General features: G+C 69.4%; 16 protein-coding genes. 4 read left to right on the plus strand and 12 right to left on the minus strand.

From position 1 onward, the window contains the following. Positions 1 to 1,092 (minus strand): efflux RND transporter periplasmic adaptor subunit, encoded by a 1,092-nt coding sequence (locus tag DWG18_RS10435; RefSeq protein WP_115647125.1) that lies wholly within the window; start codon positions 1,090 to 1,092, stop codon positions 1 to 3. Between the two features lie 87 nt (positions 1,093 to 1,179). On the opposite strand from DWG18_RS10435, the gene DWG18_RS10440 reads away from it, so the two are divergent. The 3 genes from DWG18_RS10440 to DWG18_RS10450 all read left to right on the plus strand — a co-directional run bounded on the left by DWG18_RS10440 (position 1,180) and on the right by DWG18_RS10450 (position 4,150). Beyond that, the gene (locus DWG18_RS10440) at positions 1,180 to 1,845 is read left to right on the plus strand and encodes a TetR/AcrR family transcriptional regulator (protein WP_115647126.1); all 666 of its coding nucleotides are present in this window, start codon (positions 1,180 to 1,182) and stop codon (positions 1,843 to 1,845) included. Positions 1,846 to 1,981: 136 nt separating this feature from the next. After that, entirely contained in the window at positions 1,982 to 2,635 is a 654-nt protein-coding gene (locus DWG18_RS10445; RefSeq protein ID WP_115647127.1) for a protein-L-isoaspartate O-methyltransferase, read from the plus strand. A gap of 96 nt (positions 2,636 to 2,731) precedes the next feature. Beyond that, the gene (locus tag DWG18_RS10450) at positions 2,732 to 4,150 is read left to right on the plus strand and encodes a TolC family outer membrane protein (protein ID WP_115647128.1); all 1,419 of its coding nucleotides are present in this window, start codon (positions 2,732 to 2,734) and stop codon (positions 4,148 to 4,150) included. Positions 4,151 to 4,350: 200 nt separating this feature from the next. Here the strand turns inward: DWG18_RS10450 and waaA are convergent, their stop codons facing one another. From waaA to DWG18_RS10490, 8 genes are read right to left on the minus strand one after another with little or no spacing between them, the layout of a single operon-like run. Then, positions 4,351 to 5,655, minus strand: a complete 1,305-nt coding sequence (waaA, locus tag DWG18_RS10455) for a lipid IV(A) 3-deoxy-D-manno-octulosonic acid transferase (protein ID WP_115647129.1) — start codon at positions 5,653 to 5,655, stop codon at positions 4,351 to 4,353. Then, entirely contained in the window at positions 5,655 to 6,575 is a 921-nt protein-coding gene (gene lpxL, locus DWG18_RS10460; protein WP_115647130.1) for an LpxL/LpxP family Kdo(2)-lipid IV(A) lauroyl/palmitoleoyl acyltransferase, read from the minus strand. Before lpxL ends, waaA begins: the two co-directional genes overlap by 1 nt. After that, entirely contained in the window at positions 6,572 to 7,906 is a 1,335-nt protein-coding gene (locus DWG18_RS10465) for an O-antigen ligase family protein (protein ID WP_240318512.1), read from the minus strand. Before DWG18_RS10465 ends, lpxL begins: the two co-directional genes overlap by 4 nt. Next, a complete protein-coding gene (locus DWG18_RS10470) occupies positions 7,878 to 8,999 on the minus strand; it encodes a glycosyltransferase (RefSeq protein ID WP_115647132.1) in 1,122 nt (373 codons plus the stop codon). Before DWG18_RS10470 ends, DWG18_RS10465 begins: the two co-directional genes overlap by 29 nt. Before the next feature lie 25 nt (positions 9,000 to 9,024). Further along, positions 9,025 to 9,237, minus strand: coding sequence for a zinc-finger domain-containing protein (locus DWG18_RS10475; protein WP_115647133.1), 213 nt, complete (start codon positions 9,235 to 9,237; stop codon positions 9,025 to 9,027). A 58-nt stretch (positions 9,238 to 9,295) separates the two neighbouring features. Then, a complete protein-coding gene (locus DWG18_RS10480; RefSeq protein WP_115647134.1) occupies positions 9,296 to 10,003 on the minus strand; it encodes a pirin family protein in 708 nt (235 codons plus the stop codon). 5 nt (positions 10,004 to 10,008) lie between these two features. After that, on the minus strand, positions 10,009 to 10,617 hold the full coding sequence (locus DWG18_RS10485; RefSeq protein ID WP_115647135.1) for a YceI family protein: 609 nt from the start codon (positions 10,615 to 10,617) through the stop codon (positions 10,009 to 10,011). Between the two features lie 26 nt (positions 10,618 to 10,643). Continuing rightward, on the minus strand, positions 10,644 to 11,234 hold the full coding sequence (locus DWG18_RS10490) for a malonic semialdehyde reductase (protein WP_115648141.1): 591 nt from the start codon (positions 11,232 to 11,234) through the stop codon (positions 10,644 to 10,646). An 86-nt stretch (positions 11,235 to 11,320) separates the two neighbouring features. Here DWG18_RS10490 and DWG18_RS10495 point away from each other — a divergent pair, with 86 nt between their 5' ends. Further along, complete coding sequence (locus DWG18_RS10495) at positions 11,321 to 12,301, plus strand: mitochondrial fission ELM1 family protein (protein ID WP_115647136.1); 981 nt, start codon at positions 11,321 to 11,323, stop codon at positions 12,299 to 12,301. On the opposite strand, the gene DWG18_RS10500 is transcribed toward DWG18_RS10495, so the two are convergent. The 3 genes from DWG18_RS10500 to DWG18_RS15650 all read right to left on the minus strand — a co-directional run bounded on the left by DWG18_RS10500 (position 12,298) and on the right by DWG18_RS15650 (position 18,353). Further along, positions 12,298 to 12,762 (minus strand): GNAT family N-acetyltransferase, encoded by a 465-nt coding sequence (locus DWG18_RS10500; protein ID WP_205289340.1) that lies wholly within the window; start codon positions 12,760 to 12,762, stop codon positions 12,298 to 12,300. The two genes, DWG18_RS10495 and DWG18_RS10500, sit on opposite strands and share 4 nt — an antisense overlap. Then, positions 12,759 to 15,539: a bifunctional [glutamate--ammonia ligase]-adenylyl-L-tyrosine phosphorylase/[glutamate--ammonia-ligase] adenylyltransferase gene (glnE, locus tag DWG18_RS10505; protein ID WP_115648142.1), complete on the minus strand. Its 2,781-nt coding sequence runs from the start codon at positions 15,537 to 15,539 to the stop codon at positions 12,759 to 12,761. Before glnE ends, DWG18_RS10500 begins: the two co-directional genes overlap by 4 nt. A gap of 219 nt (positions 15,540 to 15,758) precedes the next feature. After that, positions 15,759 to 18,353 carry a S8 family serine peptidase gene (locus tag DWG18_RS15650; RefSeq protein ID WP_205289341.1) on the minus strand — a complete coding sequence of 865 codons (2,595 nt, stop codon included), beginning with the start codon at positions 18,351 to 18,353 and terminating at the stop codon, positions 15,759 to 15,761. Between the last annotated feature and the right edge of the window lie 300 nt (positions 18,354 to 18,653).

The following is an 18,653-nucleotide window of genomic DNA, read 5'->3' on the forward strand; positions in this document are numbered from 1 at the left end:
TCAGCGCACGGGATGGTTGTCGCGGTCAACGGGCTTCACCGGCTCGCCGTCGCGGAGCAGGTGGCCACCGGCGGCGACGATCCAGTCGGATGCCGCGATGCCGCGCGTGATCGGCACCCGGTCGCTACTGAACGCGCCGGCCTGCACGGGGCGCAGGTGCACGGTGGACGTGCGCGGGTCGATCACGAACACGGCGTCGCCGCCGCCCGCACCGCGCTGCAGCGCCGCGAGCGGCACGCTGACGCGCGCATCGTCACCCGGCTGGAGATAGACGCGTGCGCTCGCGCCGAGTTCGGCGACGGGCGCGTCGTCAAGCGTCGCGCGCACGGCGAAGGTGCGCGACGCGGGATCGGCCGCGGGCGCAACCTCGCGGACACGCCCCGCGATGCGCGAGTCCGGCGCGGACCACAGTTCGACCTGCACCGGGTCGCCCGGCCGCACATGACGCACCAGCCCCTCCGGCACCGCGAACGCGACTTCGCGCCGACCGTCCGCCGCCAGCGTGAAGACCGGCTGCCCGGCACCAACGACCTGCCCGGCTTCGGCCTGTCGCGTGGCGATTGCACCGTCGCGCGGCGCACGCAGCTGCGTGTAGGCGGCCTGGTTGCGCGCGACCTGCAGGCTTTCGCGCGCAGCGTTGACCTCGCCCTGCGCGGCGGCCGCGGCGGCGTTCTGTGCATCGATCGCCGAGCGACTCACGAGCTGGTCGTGGCCGAGCTTCGCGTAGCGCGCCTGATCCGACCGCGCGCGTTCGAGCTGGGCCTGCGCGGCGGTCAGCTGGGCCTGCGCGGCGCGGGCCTGCGCCTGCAGGTCGCCGGCATCGAGCACCGCGAGGAGGTCGCCGCGATGCACGCGGTCGCCCACGTCGACCCGGCGCTGAAGCAGGTTGCCGCCGACGCGGAAGGACAAGGTCGTTTCTTCGGCGGCGCGGATCTCGCCCGCGAAGGCGGTTGCGGCGGCGTCGGCCGTGTCGGGGTGGACGACCAGCACCGGGCGCGGGTGTTCGGCCGCGGCGGGGGCCGGACCGCAGCCCGAAAGGAACACGGCCGACGTCGCGATGGCGAGCGCAGCGACAACGGGGGCGGAACGCATGGCAGCCTCAGGGTCAATTAATGAACCGGTCGGTACTGTAAAATTACCGAACGCCGCGGTCCAGTATTTCGAGTAGGATTCCGACCAATGGCCCCGATCCGCCCCTATCGCTCCGACGACGCCGCGACCCGTGCGGCCGGTCCCGGTCGCCCCAAGGATCTCGCCAAGCGCGAGGCCATCCTCGAAGCCTCCAAGAAACTGTTCGTGCAGTTGGGTTTCGACTCGGTCTCGATGGACCAGATCGCGTCCGCGGCCGGTGTCAGCAAGCTGACCGTCTACAGCCACTTCGGCGACAAGGAGACGTTGTTCGCCGCGGCCGTGGAGTCGCACTGCGCGAACGGGATGCCGTCCTCACTGTTCGAGGATCGGCCCGAGACCCCGGTGCGCGAGCGCCTGATGGAGATCGCGACCGCGTTCTACGCGATGATTTCCTCGCCCGAGGCGATCGCCGGCCACCGCATCCTATGCAGCCCACAGCTCGCGAACTCGCATCTGCCGCAGCTGTTCTGGGAGTCGGGTCCGCGTCGCGTGCAGGACAGTTTCGCGACGTTGCTCGCTGCACGTGTCGCAGCGGGTGAACTCGATATTCCCGACGCGGCACTCGCATCGTCGCAGTTCTTCACCCTGCTCAAGGGCGAGCCGCACGCGCGCATGGTGTTCGGCTGCGGATGCGGTGATGAGGTCAACCTCGAACCTGCCGCGCACGTTGCCGCATGTGTCGACATGTTCCTGCGCGCGTATGGACGGCGATGAGGCCTGAAGGCGTGACCACCGTCCCGGTGACTTCCGGCACTCGGGCCTTCACATGCCCGCACGCGATCCTGAACACCCCGGGCGCCTGCGCCCATCCCGGTAGAATTGCGGTCCTTTTCCCCACCGATCCACGCCGATGACGCCCGACTACGCCCACGCCCGCGAACTCATGGTGGAACAGCAGGTCCGCCCTTGGGACGTGCTGGACCCGCGCGTGATCGACGTGCTCGCCACGGTGCCGCGCGAGCGCTTCGTGCCGACGCCCTACCTCGGTGCTGCATACGCCGACGTCGCGTTGCCGCTCGCGCATGGCGAATACATGTTCAAACCGGTGATCGCCGGACGCGCGCTCGAAGCGCTGCGTCCCATGGACACCGACGATGTGCTGGAGATCGGCACGGGCAGCGGTTACGTCACCGCCTGCCTCGCCAAGCTCGCGCGCGAAGTGACCACCATCGATCGCCATGCCGATTTCGTCGACGCCGCGTACGGGCGCCTGGAACAGCTCGGCATCGCCAACACGCGTTTCGAAGTCGCCGATGCACTGACGTGGTCGACCGACCGCCGCTTCGACGCGATCTGCGTCAACGCCGCGGTGGACACGATTCCGTCGCAGTTCGTCACGATGCTCAAGCCGGGCGGCCGCATGTTCATCGTCCGCGGCCATGCGCCGGCGATGGAGGCCGTGCTGGTGCGCAACGAAAACGGCGCTTCGCGCATTGAATCCCTGTTTGAGACCGATATTCCCTACCTCGTCGGCGCCGCTCCGGTGCCGGTGTTCCAGTTCTGACTCCGACGCCCGCGGGGGGACCGCGCGGGCGTCGGATCCCGGTTTTGCCATGACGACGCCGCGCCGAACGCGCGGTTTTCCAGGAAAACTTCCGACATGATCCGCCGTCCGCTCGTTCTCGCCCTCGTTATTGCCCTAGCCCCCGCCGCCGCGTCCGCGGAAGACCTGATGCAGGTCTATTCGCTGGCGCGCGAAAACGATCCGCAGCTCGCGGCGTCGCAGTCCAATCGTCTCGCCACGCGGGAAGGCGAAGTGCAGGCGCGTGCGGCGATGCTGCCGCAGATCGGGGGTACCGCATCGCTCAACAAGTCGCGCAGCGAAGGCCCGTCCTCGCAGACGCAGTTCGATCCGTCGACGGGCGAGCCGGTGCGCTTCAGCGGCGACACCCAGACCAACACGACGACGCGCTCGCTCGGCGTCGATCTGCAGCAGATGCTGTTCGACCGCTCGCGTTTCACCGTCCTCAAGAGCCAGCAGGCGTTGAGCCGTGCCAGCGACTTCAGCGTGGAGGCCGCGGACGATTCGCTCATCACGCGCACGTCGGGCGCCTACTTCAATACGCTGGTCGCGATCGAGACGCTGACCGCCGCCGAGGCGTCGGAAGCCGCGCTCAAGAAGCAGTTCGACGCCGCGTCCAAGCGCCTCGAAGTCGGTCTCGCGCCGATCACCGACGTGCATGAAGCACGTGCGCAGTACGACAGCGCGCGCGCCAACACGATCGTTGCCCGCAACGCGGTGCTCGATGCGTATCAGGCGCTCGCCGAAATTACCGGCAAGCCCGTGGGCGCCCTCAAGGCGCTGCCTGAAGATTTCCAGCCGACGCTTGCGGAAACGGGTACGGCGGCATCGTGGGTGGCACGCGCGCTCGAGAACAATCCGTTACTGCACTCCGCCGAGGAGCAGCTGGCGTCCGCCAACGAGAACATCGAGACCGCGCGTTCCGGCCATTGGCCCACGCTGTACCTCAATGGTTCGTACGGCGATCGCAAGACGACCGGTGACAGCACCTTCAGCGCCGGCAGCCTGTCGTCGACCAACCCCATCGACAGCCAGAGCCGCGGCCCCGCCGTCGGCGTCACGCTCAACGTGCCGATCTTCTCCGGCGGCGCAACGTCCTCGCGCGTGCGCCAGGCGATCGCCAGCCGCGACGTCGTCGCCGATCAGGTCGAACAGCAGCGTCGTGCGCTGATCCGCAACACGAATGCCGCCTACCAGGCGCTGGCCGCGGGCATCACCGAAGTCGAATCGCGCCGCGCGGCGCTGACGTCAGCGCGCGCCGCGTTCGAGGCCTCGCAGGTCGGCCTCGAAGTCGGCACGCGCACCGTGCTCGATGTGTTGAACAACCAGCAGAACGTGCTCGTCGCGGCGCGCCTGTACTCGCAGGCCCGCTACAGCTTCCTGCAGGCGCGCCTGCTGCTCGACCAGTCGGCCGGCACGCTAGACGTCGCCGACGTGCAGGACGTGAACCGCCTGCTGACGGTCACCGCACCGACGCCGGTGCCGGTCGCTCCGTAAACGTCGAGACTCGCATTACGAAAAAAGGCCGTCGGAAGCGACGGCCTTTTTTCTTTGCGGCGAGCGGCGGCAGCGCGGCACATCGTCCTTCGCTAACTCGCTGGGCAGCGGCGTGGCTGTAGTGCGCTGGCATGATCGTTGGAGATCGCGGCGTTGGCGCGCCGTCGTGCGCGCTACGTGATTGATCTACGCGACGCGCATCACTGACCCGCAGGAAGATCCGCGCCGACCAGCGCCAGCGTGCGCTCCAACGCGCCACGCCCAGATTCGACCAGCGCGCGGCCGGCATCCGCCATCGACGCACGCAACGCCGGGTCCGCGAGCATCGCGTCGAGCGCCTCGGCGACACCTGCCTCGTCGTTCGCGATGCGCAGCGCGCCCGCGGCTGCGAGGCGATGCGAGATGTCGGCGAAGTTGTGCAGGTGCGGGCCGGTCGTCGTCGGCGTGCCGGTTGCCGCCGGCTCGAGCAGATTGTGTCCGCCGATCGCCTGCAGCGAACCGCCGACGAACGCGACGTCCGCGCAGGCGTAGAAGTTCAGCAGCTCGCCCAGCGTATCGATCACGAACACGCCACTGTCCGGCGTGGCCCAGCGCTCATCGGACCGACGCGCAGTCCGGAAGCCCGCCGCGGTTGACTGTTCGTACACGGCGCGGAAGCGCTCGGGGTGACGCGGCGCCCACATCAGGAGCAGATCGGGCCAGCGGCCGCGCAGGCGCCGATGGATCGACAGGACCGCTGCTTCCTCATCGGGATGTGTGCTCGCGGCGATCCAGGCAAGACGCCCCGCACGACGCGCGCGACAGTCGCGTCCGAACGTCTCGACGGTCGGCGGCAACGCCAGGTCGTACTTGAGGTTGCCGGTTTCGTGCACACGCTCCGGCCCGGCACCGAGGGCGATGAAGCGGCGCGCATCGGAATGCGATTGCGCACCGACGCCGCGCAACGTGCGCACCGCGCGACGCACCAGCGGCGCGAGCACCTGGTAACCACGCAGCGAACGCGCGGACAGTCGCGCATTGAGCACGTAGGCGGGCACGCCGTAATCGCGGCAACCGAACAGCAGGTTCGGCCACAACTCGGTTTCCATGATCAGTGCCGCGTACGGGCGGAAGTGATGCAGAAAGCGGCCGACGGCGCCCGGCAGATCGTAGGGCAGATAGACGTGATCGACGCGATCGCCCCACAGCGCGCGCACGCGCGCGGAACCAGTGGGCGTGATCGTGGTGACGAGCAAGCGCAGGTCGGGACGTCGCTGCAGCAGCGCATCGACCAGCGGGATCGCGGCATTCACTTCACCGACCGACACCGCATGCACCCACAGCACGCGGTGATCACGCTGCGGACCGAAGCTCGCGTAGCGCTCGCTCCAGCGCTCGAAGTAGGCGGACTGCCGGAAGCCGCGCCAGATCAGGTGATAGACCGTGATCGGCGTGAGCAGGTACAGCGCGAGCGAATACAGCACGCGCAGCGGCAGCTCCAGACGGTCGCGGGTCGCGTCGGCCATCAGTACTGCGCGGCCTCGCCATCCGGCCGGCGCTTGAAGCGTCGATGGATCCACAGGTACTGCGTTGGCGCTTCGCGCACCATCGCTTCGATCGCCGCGTTGACGCGCGCGCTGTCGGACGCCGCGTCCTGCGACGGAAAGTCCTCGAGCGGCGGCGCGACGCGCAAGACGTAGCGATCACCTTCGCGACGGTGGAAGAACGGCACCACCGCGCACCCCGTGAGACGTGCGAACTGATGCGTCGCGGTGATCGTCGCGGCGGGCACGCCGAAGAACGGCGCGAACACAGTGTCTTTTCCGCGCATGTCCTGGTCCGGCGCATACCAGAGGAAGCCGCCCTGCTTGAGATGGCGCATCGCCGCGCGGATTTCGTCGTTGGCGAACATCGCCGCGGCGTAGCGCAGGCGCCCCTGCTTCACTGCATGCTCCATCACCGGATCGCGATAGCGGCGATACATGCCCGCCAGCGGCACGTGATCGCAGAGCAGGCGACCTGCCATTTCCAGCGTCATGAAGTGGCCGGAGATCATCAGCACGCCGCGCTTCTGCGCCTGCAGCTCGCGCAGGTGTTCGAGCCCTTCGATCACGACGTCGCGACGCATCGGTGCGATGTCGCCCCACCATGCACGCGCGAACTCGAACAGGCCGATGCCGAAGTCGCGGAATGTCCCGCGCAGCAGGCGCGAGCGCGTCGCGTCGTCGAGCTCGGGGAAACACAGGCGCAGGTTGATGCGCGCGGCATGACGGCGCGACGGCGCGAGCACGAACGCCAGTGCGCCGAGCCCGCGGCCGAGCGCACGCTGCACCGGCCACGGCAGGCGCGCCGCACCGACCAGCAGCGCGATGCCGGCACGCATCGGCCAGTGCCGGATACCACGCGGCACCGGTCCGGCCGAGGTCGGGCTCACGGCGTCGCTCATGCCGCCTTCGCCGCGCTCCGGTCGCGGTCGGTGGCGTAGAGGCTGCCGGCGTACAACGCGAACAGCATCAGCGTGAGCCCACCCCAGAACGTTGAATAGAACGCGAGGTGCGTGTTGAACGGGAAGACGGTGACGACCAGCGCATACATCGCCGGCCGCGCATGCGCACGCGCTTCCGGGTCCGCGTACCGCCATGCGCGCCACGCCTGCGCGGCGCCCGCAAGCCACAGGATCAGGCCCAAAAAGCCCGTTTCGCTCAGGATCTCCAGCACGATCTGGTGCGCATGCAGTGCGGGACCCTCGCCCCACTCCGCGCGCTGGCCGGGCAATGGGTCGCAGGATGGGAACGCCAGGCGGAAACGACGCACGCCGACGCCGTTGAACGGATGTTCCTTGATCATGCAGGTCGCCGCCGACCAGATGCGGCCGCGTCCCGACAGCGCACTGTCGACGTCGCGATGGTCGCCGGCGAGAACCAGCGTCGTGCGCTCGATGCGCTCGCGCACCTGCGGCACGCTGACCGTGAGCAGCGCGAGCGCGACGGCGCCGAACGCGAACACGCCGAGCAGGCGCTTCCAGCCGAGCAGGCGCCAGCCCGACAGCAGCAGCACCAGCCCGTAGGTGATCCACGACGCGCGCGAACCGGCGAGCACGATGACCATGCCGACGCCCGCGGCCGCGACCAGCCATCCGGTTGCGCGGAAACGGCGCGCGGCCTCGTACAGCAGGAACGGCGACAGACTCGCGACGACCTGCCCGAGCTTGAGGTTGCACGGCCCGAGGAAACCGCTGAGGCGATCGACGACCAGCGAGGCTTCCGCCGGGCACATGCCGCGCCCGTCGATCGCGTGCTTGGCGTGGTCGATCATGTTGAAGATGGGGCTGTTGCCGGTCATCGCCTGCAGCAACGCGTCGGCGACCCACACCAGCACGATGATGCCGAGGCCGGCGAATGTCTTGCGGCGGTTTTCCGCATTCGCGACCGCCGCCGCGACCAGCCACAGGAAGGGCAGATGGCGCAGGTCGGTAGCGGCGTCGAGCAGTGAGCGCAGCGGATCGAAGGTGTCGAACGTCGAGACCAGGCGCGGCACCCAGTACGCCGCGAACATCAGCGTCGTCAGCGCCCACGCCTGGCCGCTGAGCAGGCGCGTGCCGCCGCGGAAGCGCGCGCGGATCAGCATGTACATCGCGATCAGCGCGCCGACCACCAGCACCGCCTCGGCGTAGCCGGGCGCGGGCCACAACGCGACGAACGCGAGCACCCAGGCCGGCGCCCAGCGCCAGCCGGTCTCGGGTACGCGGTCAGCCGGCGAGTTCGTGATAGACGCCAAGCGTCGCCTCCTGCATGGCCTGCAACGTGAGCGGAATGCTAGCCGGCAGTGCCGGGGGCTGCGCGAGAAGATCGCGCGCCGTGGCATGCAGGCGATCGAGGTCGAACGGCGCGACCGCGCCGGCCGGCTCGAAGTCCTCGAGCAGTTCACCGACGCCGCCGTGCGCCCAGCCGAGCACCGGGCGACCAACCGACAGCGCCTCGATCACCGTGCGTCCGAACGACTCGGGCTTGCGGGAGAGCTGCAGCACCAGGTCGCTCGCGGCGTAGGCGCGCGCGATCGCATCGGTCGGCGGCGTGAACGCGATCGCTTCGGCGATGCCGAGCTGCGCGGCTTCGCGTTCGAGTTCGGCGATGTAGGCCTCGCGACCGGCTTCGCGCGCGCCGGGCAGCCACAGGCGTGCGTCGATGCCGTCGGCGCGCAGCTTCGCGAGCAGTGCGAGGCCGTCGCCATGACCCTTCAGGCGCGTGCCGCGGCCGGGCAGCAACAGCAGCGGCCCGTCGCCCTGCAGCGCGGGATGCTGCGACGCCGCCCAGGCGCGCGCGTCACGATCGGGATACGCCGCGCGTGGAAATGCGCCCGCGTCGATGCCGCGCGGGATCACGCGCAGCTTGGAGGGGTTCGTGCTCGGGTAATGCTTCAGCACGTAGTCGCGCACGGTGCGCGACACGCAGATCACGCGTTCGCCGCGGGTCATCACTGCGCTGTAGCGCGACGGCGAATTGAGCCCGTGCACCGTAGTGACGAAATGCGGGCGTCGCGCGGCGGGAAGCCCACGCAGCGCCATGAGGCCGATCCATGCCGGCAAGCGTGAACGCGCATGGACGATGTCGGCGCCTTCCAGCGCGCGTCGCAACGTGGCGACACGACCCAGCACGCGCAGCGACTTCGCGCCGACGTCGAGCGTCACGTGCTCCGCGCCCAGCGCCTCCAGGCGCGGGACCAGACGTCCACCGCGCGACACCACGACCGCGCGATGCCCGGCGTTGACGAGGGCCTGCGCGATCTCGAGGGTGGAACGTTCGACCCCGCCCGACTCCAGCGCCGGCAGCAGCTGGACGACGGTGAGGCGGCGTTGCGGGGCGGGCGTCATGCCGGGCGCGGGGCCGCGGAGCGCCTCAGTCCTCCAGCACGAAGTGCGCGCCGCAGTACGGGCACTGGCACTCGCGCTCGGCTTCGATCGGCAGGTAGACGCGCGGATGCGAGTTCCACAGCGCCATCTCCGGCAGCGGGCAGCTCAGCGGCAGGTCCTTGCGACCGACGACGTAGCGCTGGCGGGCATTGGCCGGCTCGGCGGTCTGCGGGGCGCTGGTGGCGGTGCGGTCGGTCATGGACGGGGGAACGTTGCGGTGAGGCGGCGAATTCTACCAGCCGCCCTGCGCAGGCCCGTCAGTGCGGCAGGTCGAACAGCAGGACTTCGGCGTCGCCGTTGGCCTCGATCACCAGCGGGCCGCCCTCCTCCACGAAGCCCAGCGCATCGCCGGCGCGAAGCACGTGGTCGGCAGCCATCACCGTGCCGCGGGCGACCTGCAGCCAGTAGCGGCGGTCGCTGTCGAGCGCGCGGTGCAGGTTGGCGCCCGGGGCGAGCGCCGCGCGCTGCAGGCGGGCGTCCTGACGGATGGCGATGCTGCCGTCCGCGCCGTCGGGCGAGGCCAGCAACACCCAGTCGCCACTGTCGTCACCGGGCTGCGGGGCGCGCTGCGCGTACGCCGGCGGCGCGTTGACGCGGTCGGGCTGGATCCAGATCTGCAGGAAGTGCACGGCGTCGGTCTTGGACGCATTGAACTCGCTGTGCTGCACGCCGTGGCCGGCGCTCATCCACTGCACTTCGCCCGGACCAATGGTGCCGCCGCCGCCCGCGCTGTCCTGATGCGCGAGCTGGCCGTCGAGCACGATCGACAGGATTTCCATGTTGGCGTGGCCGTGCGGCGGGAAGCCCCCACCGCCGGCTACGCGGTCTTCGTTGATCACGCGGAGCGGCCCGAAACCCATCCATTGCGGGTCGTAATAGCTGCCGAACGAGAACGTGTGGTGGCTGTCGAGCCAACCGCCGTGCTGCGCATGGCCGCGCGAATCGCCCGGGCGCTCGATGATCATCGTCTTTACTTCTTCTTCGGCGGCTGCGGCGCGCCGTCGGCCTTGGGCACCATCGCCTCGGTGGTGATGCGGATCTGGATGTCGTCGCTCACGTTCGGCACGTACTTGTCGACGCCGAACTCGCTGCGCTTGATGGTGGTGACCGCATCGAAGCCGATCGCCTCGCGCTTGCTCATCGGATGCGGGCCGGCGCCGTTGAGGGTGACGTCCAGCACCGCCGGCTTGGTCACGCCGTGCACGGTGAGATCACCGGTGACGCGCAGCTTCTTGTCGCCGACCGATTCGACCTTCGTGCTGTTGAAGGTGATGGTCGGGTACTTCGCGGCGTCGAAGAAGTCGTCGCTGCGCAGGTGTTCGTCGAGCGCCGGCACGGTGGTGTCGAGGCCCGCGAGCGGCAGCGTCACCTTCACCGACGAGGCGCCGACGTTCTTCGCGTCATAGACGATCGTGCCGTCGGCCTGGCCGAAGTTCGCGAACGGATGCGAATAGCCGAAGTGGCTCCACGTCGCGGTGACCTGCGTGTGGTTGGCGTCCATCTTGTAGGTGAGCGGCGCGGCGAAGGCGGCGCCGGCAAGACCGGCGAGGGCGAGGCCGAGAGCAATGCGCTTGAGCATGGGTGCAACTCCGAAGGGGTGACGCGTTAGAGGATGCGCGCGGCTTCGTCGAACGACAGGCGCGGCGAGCGGGGAAATACCTGGCTGAAATCGCCTTCCCCGAGATTGACGAGGAAGTTGGAGCGGATGCGGGTGCCGCCGAAGAACTCGGCGTCGACCTTCGCATTGTCGAAACCCGACATCGGGCCGGTGTCGAGGCCGAGCGCACGGGCGGCAAGGATCAGGTACGCGCCCTGCAGCGAGCTGTTACGGAGCGCGATCGTTTCCAGATGCGCCTCGGGCTTGGTGTCGAACCAGCCCTTCGCATCGGTGTGCGGGAACAGGTAGGGAAGCTTCTCGTAGAACGCGAGGTCATGGGCGACGATGACCGTCACCGGAGCTTCCAGCGTCTTCGCACGATTGCCTTCGTCCAGCGCCGGCGCGAGCCGCTGCTTGGCGGCCTGCGACTTCAAGAACACGAAGCGCGCGGGCGTGGTGTTCGCCGTCGTCGGGCCCATCTTCACCAGCTCGTACAGCCGATGCAGCGTCTCGTCGCTGACCTCGCCGGTGAAGCGGTTATGCGTGCGGGCGGTGACGAACAGCTGGTCGAGCGCCTCCTGCGACAGCGGCTGCGACATCGGCGTCTCCATAACGTGGGGTGGGCGCAGTGTAGAGTCACGCCCGCTAAACGGCCGTCGTCGGCCAGAACGGATCGATCCGGCTCGTGCAACGTTCGACACCCACCCGAATCCTCGTCGTCACCGATGGCCATGCCGGCAACGTGCGGCAGGCGCGCGCCCTCGCCGATGCCCTGAAACTGCCGACGACCGACCTCGTCCTCACACCGCGCCTGCCATGGCGCTGGTTCGCGCCGCGCATCGTCGGCAACGCGGCGCGCGCGTTCGGGCCCGAGTTCGAGCGCCTGCTGCGCGATCCGGCGCTGGCGAGCACACTGGCGATCGGCTGCGGTCGGCAGGGGGCGCTGGCGACGCGACTGTTGCGCCAACACGGCGCGCATGCCGTGCAGATCCTCGACCCGCGCATCCGCACCACGCATTGGGACGCGGTGATCGCACCCGCGCACGACCGGCTGCGCGGCCCGAACGTGATCGAGCTGCAGGGCTCGCTCAATCCCGTGCAGGACCACTGGCTGGGCGCTTCGCGCGCCGCGTTCGCGTCGTTCGGCGCCCTGCCCGGCCCGCGCACCGCGCTGCTGATCGGCGGGCCGACGTCGAACATGCGGCTGTCGGTGCGCGGGTTCGATCGCTGGCTGCGTGACGTGCGCACACTGGTCGAACGCGAAGGCGGCAGCATCCTCGCGACGACGTCGCGCCGCACGCCGCCGAAGATGGTCGAACGGGTCAGGAAGCGCCTGCGCGGCATGCCGGGGATCGTCTGGACAGGGTCGGTCGATGGCCGCAATCCGTATGCGGCACTGCTCGGCTGGGCCGACCGCATCATCTGCACCGCGGACTCGGTGAACATGCTGTCGGAAGCCTGCGCGACGCGCGCGCCGGTGTACGTCGCCGGAGATCGCAGCGTGCGCGGTCGGCCGCGCCGATTCATCGAAGCGCTGCGCCGGGCCGGGCGTATCCGTCCTTTGACGAAAGAGCTGGAAGCGTTTGAAGCGGAGCCGATGCGCGAAACGCAGCGCGTCGCCGCCGTGCTGCGCGAGCGCTTCGGACTTCCGGCGCCTACGCGCTAGCTGTCCGACGCAGCTCCGATCGCCCGCCGATAGACGTGCTGGGTCTTGCTTCGTGCGAAGCCGATGCCGGCGTAGAACGCATGCGATTCCTCGCGAACGATGTTCGATCGCACGATCAGCGCCGAGGCGCCGCGGTCACGCGACCAGGCTTCCGCCGCGTCCACTAGCGCACGCCCCGCACCGGTGCGACGCCGCGTCGCGTCGACGACGAGCCCGGTGATTTCGAACGCGATGCCGGATTCGAGCGTGATCCGGCGTTCGACCGCGATCCAGCCCATGAGCATGTCGTCGAGCTCTGCAACGAAGACTTCGCCGTCGAGATCGGCAAGCCAGGCCAGTCGCTCCGAGATCGCCTGCGCGGTGGCCGGATAGCCGAGCTGCGCAGACAACATCGCGATCCGTTCCGCGTCACTGCCGCGCACTTCGCGGACGGACACACGCGCCGCGTCGCCCATCGTCATTCACCGAAATCCAGCGAGACGGCACGCGCCGTTTCCCGCACGATCGCACGCGCGGCTTCGATCGCCGCGTCGAACGGCACGCGCCGCGCGCGACGATCGAGCGTGCAGTCGAGGCCGCGCGCGAGCATCAGCGCATGCGCCTCGGCGAGCGGGCCGGCGATGGCGCGATCGAGGACGCCCACATCGCGACAGGCCTCGATCAAGGCATGCGTATTGCGTGGATGCAGCAAGGCCGGAACACGCGCGCCGTGCGCGAGCACGAGCGCCTGCAGCACGAACTCCAGATCGACCAAGCCGCCCTCGCCCTGCTTGAGGTCGAAACTCGCGGCGTCCGAACGGTCGAGCTCCGCGCGCATGCGCAGGCGCATCTGCGTGACGTCGGCCATCACCGCGGCGGTATCGCGCGGGCGACCGAGCACCTCGGCGCGCACGCGTTCGTAGTCCGCACACAGCGACGCGTCGCCACCGATGCAGCGTGCACGCACCAGTGCCTGGTGCTCCCAGGTCCACGCGCGCTCGCGCTGGTACGCGGAAAAACTCGCGAGGCTGGATACCAGCAGGCCCTTCGCGCCGTCGGGACGCAGGCGTACGTCGACATCGAACAGCCGGCCTGCGCCGGTCGCCGCGCCGAGCAGCGCGACCACCTTCTGCGCGAGTCGCGCGAACCAGCGCTGCGCGTCGAGCGGGCGCGCGCCGTCGGATTCCGCATCGGCAGGCGCGTCGTAGAGGAAGACGAGGTCGAGATCCGAACCGAACCCCAGCTCTTCACCGCCGAGGCTGCCGTAGCCGAGCACGGCGAAGCGCGCTCCGGGAAGTTCGCCATTCGTGGCGCGCACCTCGGCCTGCGCGATGCGCACGACCACATCGACCACGGCATCCGCGAGCCACGCGAGCTGACGTGCGCTGTCGTCCGCCGGCTGGCGACGGTCGCGCACCGCCATCGCGATGCGGAAACTCAACGCCTGTCGCACCTCGTTGAGCGCACGCAGCGCGTGTTCGGTGTCGTCGATGGCGGCGACGGCATCGTTGCAGGCCGCATGGAGGTCGGCGCGATCCGGCAACGCGCCGGCGACGCGCGCGTCCAGCAGTTCGTCGAGCAGCAGCGGATACATCGCCAGCCGTTCCGCCAGCAGCGCGTTGTGCGCGACGACGTCGACCATGCGCTCCAGTGCTGCAGGCTGCTCGTCGAGCAGGGCGAGGTATGCGCTTCGGCGCAGCACATTGGCGACGAGCGCGACGAGGCGACGCATCGCCAGAAGCGGCTCACGCGATTGCGCTGCACCGTGCAGCAATGCAGGCATGACGCGATCGAGACGTGCGCGCGTCGCGTCCGACAGCGCCTGCACCGCCGGCGAGCGCGAGAAGTCGCGCAACAGCGCGTCGGCCTCGCCCGCCGCGGCAAAGCCGGCGTCGGCCAAGGTCGCCGCCTCGCCGGCGTTCGGCAGCGCGCTCCAGTACGCGGCGAGCGCATCCGGTGCAGCGGTGCGTTCGCGCGGCGCCAGCAGCGCGTTGAATTCCGTGGTGACACGCGCACGCACCGCGTCGAGCGCATCGCGGAACTCATTCCAGTCGCGATAGCCGAGTCCGGTGGCGATGCGCTCGCGCGATTCCGCGTCGTCCGGCAATGCGTGGGTCTGCGCGTCGCGGAGCATCTGCAGGCGGTTCTCGACGCGCCGCAGCGTGCGATAGGCGGCAGTCAGCGCGTCGCCGGTTTCGGCATCGACGTGGCCGGCGTCGACCAGCGCGCGCAGCGACGGCAGCAGTCGGCGGTCGCGCAATGCGGGCTCGCGACCGCCGCGGATCAGCTGCAACGCCTGCACCAGGAATTCGACTTCGCGGATGCCGCCGGGTCCACGCTTGATGTCGTCGACCAGTTCGCGCCGCGCGACTTCCGCGGCGATCGACGCCTTCATCGTGCGCAGGCCGTCGAGCGCGCCGAAATCGAGATAGCGGCGATAGACGAACGGCCGCAGCGTCTCGAGGAAGCGCTCGCCTGCCACGATGTCGCCCGCGACCGGTCGCGCCTTCTGCCAGGCGTAACGTTCCCAGTCGCGACCTTCGCGCTGGAAATACTGCTCGAGCGCGGCGAACGACCATGCGAGCCGTCCCGCGGTGCCGAACGGCCGCAGGCGCAAGTCCACGCGATGCGAGAAGCCGTCGGCGGTGACGTCGTCGAGCAGCTTCGCGAGCTGCTGGCCGAGCCGGGTGAAGTAGCCCTCGGCATCGAGCGGTCGAGCACCGTCGGATTCGCCGCCGGTTTCGTAGGCGTAGACGAGGTCGATGTCGGAGCTGAAGTTGAGCTCGCCGCCGCCGAGCTTGCCGAGGCCGAACACGACCAGCCGCTGCGCACGACCTTCGCCATCGCGGACCACGCCATGGCGTTGCGCGAACTGCGTTTCCAGCGCGTCCAGCGCCAGCGCCAGGCAGCGCTCGGCAAGCTGCGTGCTCCCTGCGAGCGTGGTGTCGACATCGTCGAGGCCGAGTACGTCGCGCCAGATCAGCCGCGTGGACGCGGCCGTGCGATAGCGACGCAGCTGCGCGGGCCAATCGGCGGACGTCGTCGGATCGAGCAGCGGTTCCGGTACCGGACGCGCGCCATCGTCGGCCAGCAATTGCGCGAGCAGCGCACGGTCACGGGCGAGCACGTCGATGGCGAAGTCGCTGGCGCGCGCGACGGCGGCCACGCGTTCGCGGTCGTCGGCGGCGATGTCGAGGCGTCGCAGCGCGCGGTCCACCGCGGCGTCGATCGCCTGCGCGGCGGCTATCGTCTCGCTCATGCGCCGCATTCTGTCATGCGGCTGCTGCGCGGCCCGGGCAAAAAGAAAGCCCGCTGCCGTTGCCAGCAGCGGGCTTTTGCTCCCTCCCCCACGTCGGGATGCAGGTCTATCGTTAAAGAGACGTGATGGGGATTGCACGCTGCATCGCAGCAAATACTGACCGGTTCAGGCGGCCGTCCCTGGCCGCCTGCGTAAGCCCGCACCGGATCACGGGTTTTCTTACCGCGCGACTGTGATGACCGGCGAGGTCCACATCTCCCAGTGCGCCGGGTTGCTCGGGTCGCCGTTGGCCTTGAGCACCTGCAGTAGCACCGTGTAGCGCCCGTTCGGCACGACGTAGGTGTTGCGGCCCTGCGTCGTGGTGCCGTCCCACGAGAACGCGTAGAAGCCGGTCGCCGACGAGTTGCGGCCGAAGAACTCCGTCCGGAAGGCGCTATGCCACGAGCGACCCGTCGTCGCATCGCGCACGTCCATGCGGATGGCGGCGGACTGATGGTCGAAGTGGATCAGGAAGAACGGGATGTCGTTGCCGGCCATCGAGTAGGTCGCGCCGGAGGGCTGGTTGAAGTACGAGCTCCCGCTGAGCTTCGCCAGCCACGGGAAACCGTTCGCAGTCGGCACCAGCACCTGGCGGGCCTGGTAGTCGCCGATGTAGCCGGAGAACGGCACGCGCAGCGTGTTGCTGCCGTCGTTCGGCGTGGCGACGAGGTATCCGCCGTAGATGCCGCCGTCGATGCTCGTGCCGGTCGGGAACGGCGTGATCGTGGCGTTGACCGTCGCCGAGCCGTGGGCGGGCACCACAACGCTGGGCGCCGAGAACGAGACCCCGCCGCCGGCGTTGTAGAACGCGAGCGAGAACGTGTTGGGGCCGGTCGCCAGCGAGTTCACCGCGCTGAGCGTGTACGTGACCGGCGTCGAGCCGCCGTTGGTGAACGTGAGCGTGCGGGTCTGCGGACCGGCCTGGCCTTCGCCCAGCGAGATCTTGCCGGGGTCGAGGCGTGTGGCGTTCACGATGGCGCGGTCGATGTGCAGCATGCCGGCGCCCTGGCGATGCGTGGGCTCGAGGTACGGACCGGCGGGAATGCCCGACCAGAACGCCGGCTGCGCCGTGTTCTGCAGGATCGAGCGCACCGCCTGCGACGGCGTGTGCGGCAACGCCTGCAGCAGCAGCGCGGCGGCGCCCGCCACGTGCGGCGACGACATCGATGTGCCGCTCAGCGACGCATAGCCGCCCTTCTCCAGCGGGTACGTGGAATAGATCGAGCCGCCCGGCGCGCCGATGTCCGGCTTGAGCGTCAGATCCGGGGACAGGCCCCACGACGAGAACGACGAGATCAGGCCGCCGGTCGGATTGGGCTGCGACACGTGGAAGTCGCCCCACGTCAGGCTGGTGCCCGCACCCGCGACACGGCCATCGATGGTCGCGCCGTCGGCCTGGCTGAGGCCCACCGTCGGGATGTTGACCGACGGCGTGCCGGCGACGGTCGGGTTCAGCGCGCCCGCGACGTTGTTGTAGAGCAGCACGCCCGACGCACCCGCGGCCTCGGCGTTCTTCGCCTTGATGTAGAACGAGCACGTGCCGCGGCGGATCAGCACGATCTTGCCGGCGAGGCTGCCGGCGGGAAGTGCCGAACATGCGTCGGCCGTGGACGACGTCGTGCCGGTGCGCGCGATCGGCGCGGTGCCCGAACCCGGCGGCGGCGGTGCGCCGGTAGCGGCGTTGTAGCCGATCTTCATCGCGTCCGGCGAAATCGCGAAGGCCGGCTGCGCGATGCCGATGTTGTCGAACGACGCGACGCTGATGACCTTCTCGCCGACGCTCGGCGCCGACGATCCGTAAAGACCGAGCGCGGCGTCGTTGCCCGCCGAGGCCACCACGACCATGCCTTGGTTGACCAGTCGCGAGGCGGCTTGCGCGGTCGGATACTGCGGCCATTGCAATGCCGAACCGATGCTCATGTTGAGCACCTGCATGCGATCGGCCTGCGCCCGCTCCATGGCCGCGAGCATGATGTCCGACGACGTCGAACCTGCGCAGCCGAACACGCGATACGCACCGAACGACACCTTGGGCGCGACGCCCTTGACCTGGCCGTTCGCGCCGATGATGCCGGCGACGTGCGTGCCATGGCCCGCGCAGTCATCCGGCCGCGCGTCGGGCACCGGCACGGGATTGGTTCCGGCGTCGTACGCGTCGCCGACGAAATCCCAGCCCGCCACCACGCGCGCGCTCGGGAACGCGGTGCCGCCGTTGACGCCCCCACCGCCGAATGCTGGATGGTCGATGTCGATGCCGGTGTCCATCACCGCGACGCGGATGCCCGTGCCGTCGAGGCCGAGGCTGTTCTGCGCGACATCCGCGCCCGTCATCTGCAAGGCCGTGTAGAGCTCGGGCGACGACGTCGGATCCGGCAGGCTCTGAGGCATCGGGACGGTGTCGACCGGATAGATCGCCTTGACGCCCGGCATGCGTGCGAGGGTGCTCAGCTGCGCGCGCGACACCGTCACCGAGAAGCCATTGAACAGGTTGTCGTACGCGTAGTTCTCGATGTAGTTCACGCCCGCGCTGCGTGCGGCCGCGCGGAACGACTGCTTCTCGCTCGACAGTGCCGCGGCGGATCCGCGATCGGCCAGCGGCGTGGCGCTGAGTTCGACGAACCAGCGGCCCGGGGTTTCATCGGCGGGCGTGCCGTCATTGTCGGCGACCGGATACGGCGTTTCAGGTTGCAGGGGCGTAAGCACGACATCGGATGCGATCGCGGCCATACACGCGCATGCGAGTACGGACAGCGCCAGGGTGGAAGACTTCTTCACGGCAAACCTCGTCAGTTCGGGGGGAGGGGAGCCACTGGACGGTGGGTTGAACGCAACCCCGGCACGGGACAGGACCGGGCAGGAGTCGGGGTTTAGCCTATCTTCACGAAACGCGACTTGGGTCACATTCCGGTCGCCGAACGACGAGCGGTCGGGGCGGCTTCCGCACAAAGAAAAAGCCCCGCTTTCGCGGGGCTTTTCGTGTTGCGGTGCAGCGGGAAATGGATCGGCGGGACAGAGCCGGGACGGCGGCCGTCCGGGCAAAAAAGAAAACCCCGCCGAAGCGGGGTTTCCGGTGCA

The organism is Lysobacter sp. TY2-98 (assembly GCF_003367355.1).
In the GTDB taxonomy this organism is placed as follows: Bacteria; Pseudomonadota; Gammaproteobacteria; order Xanthomonadales; family Xanthomonadaceae; genus Cognatilysobacter.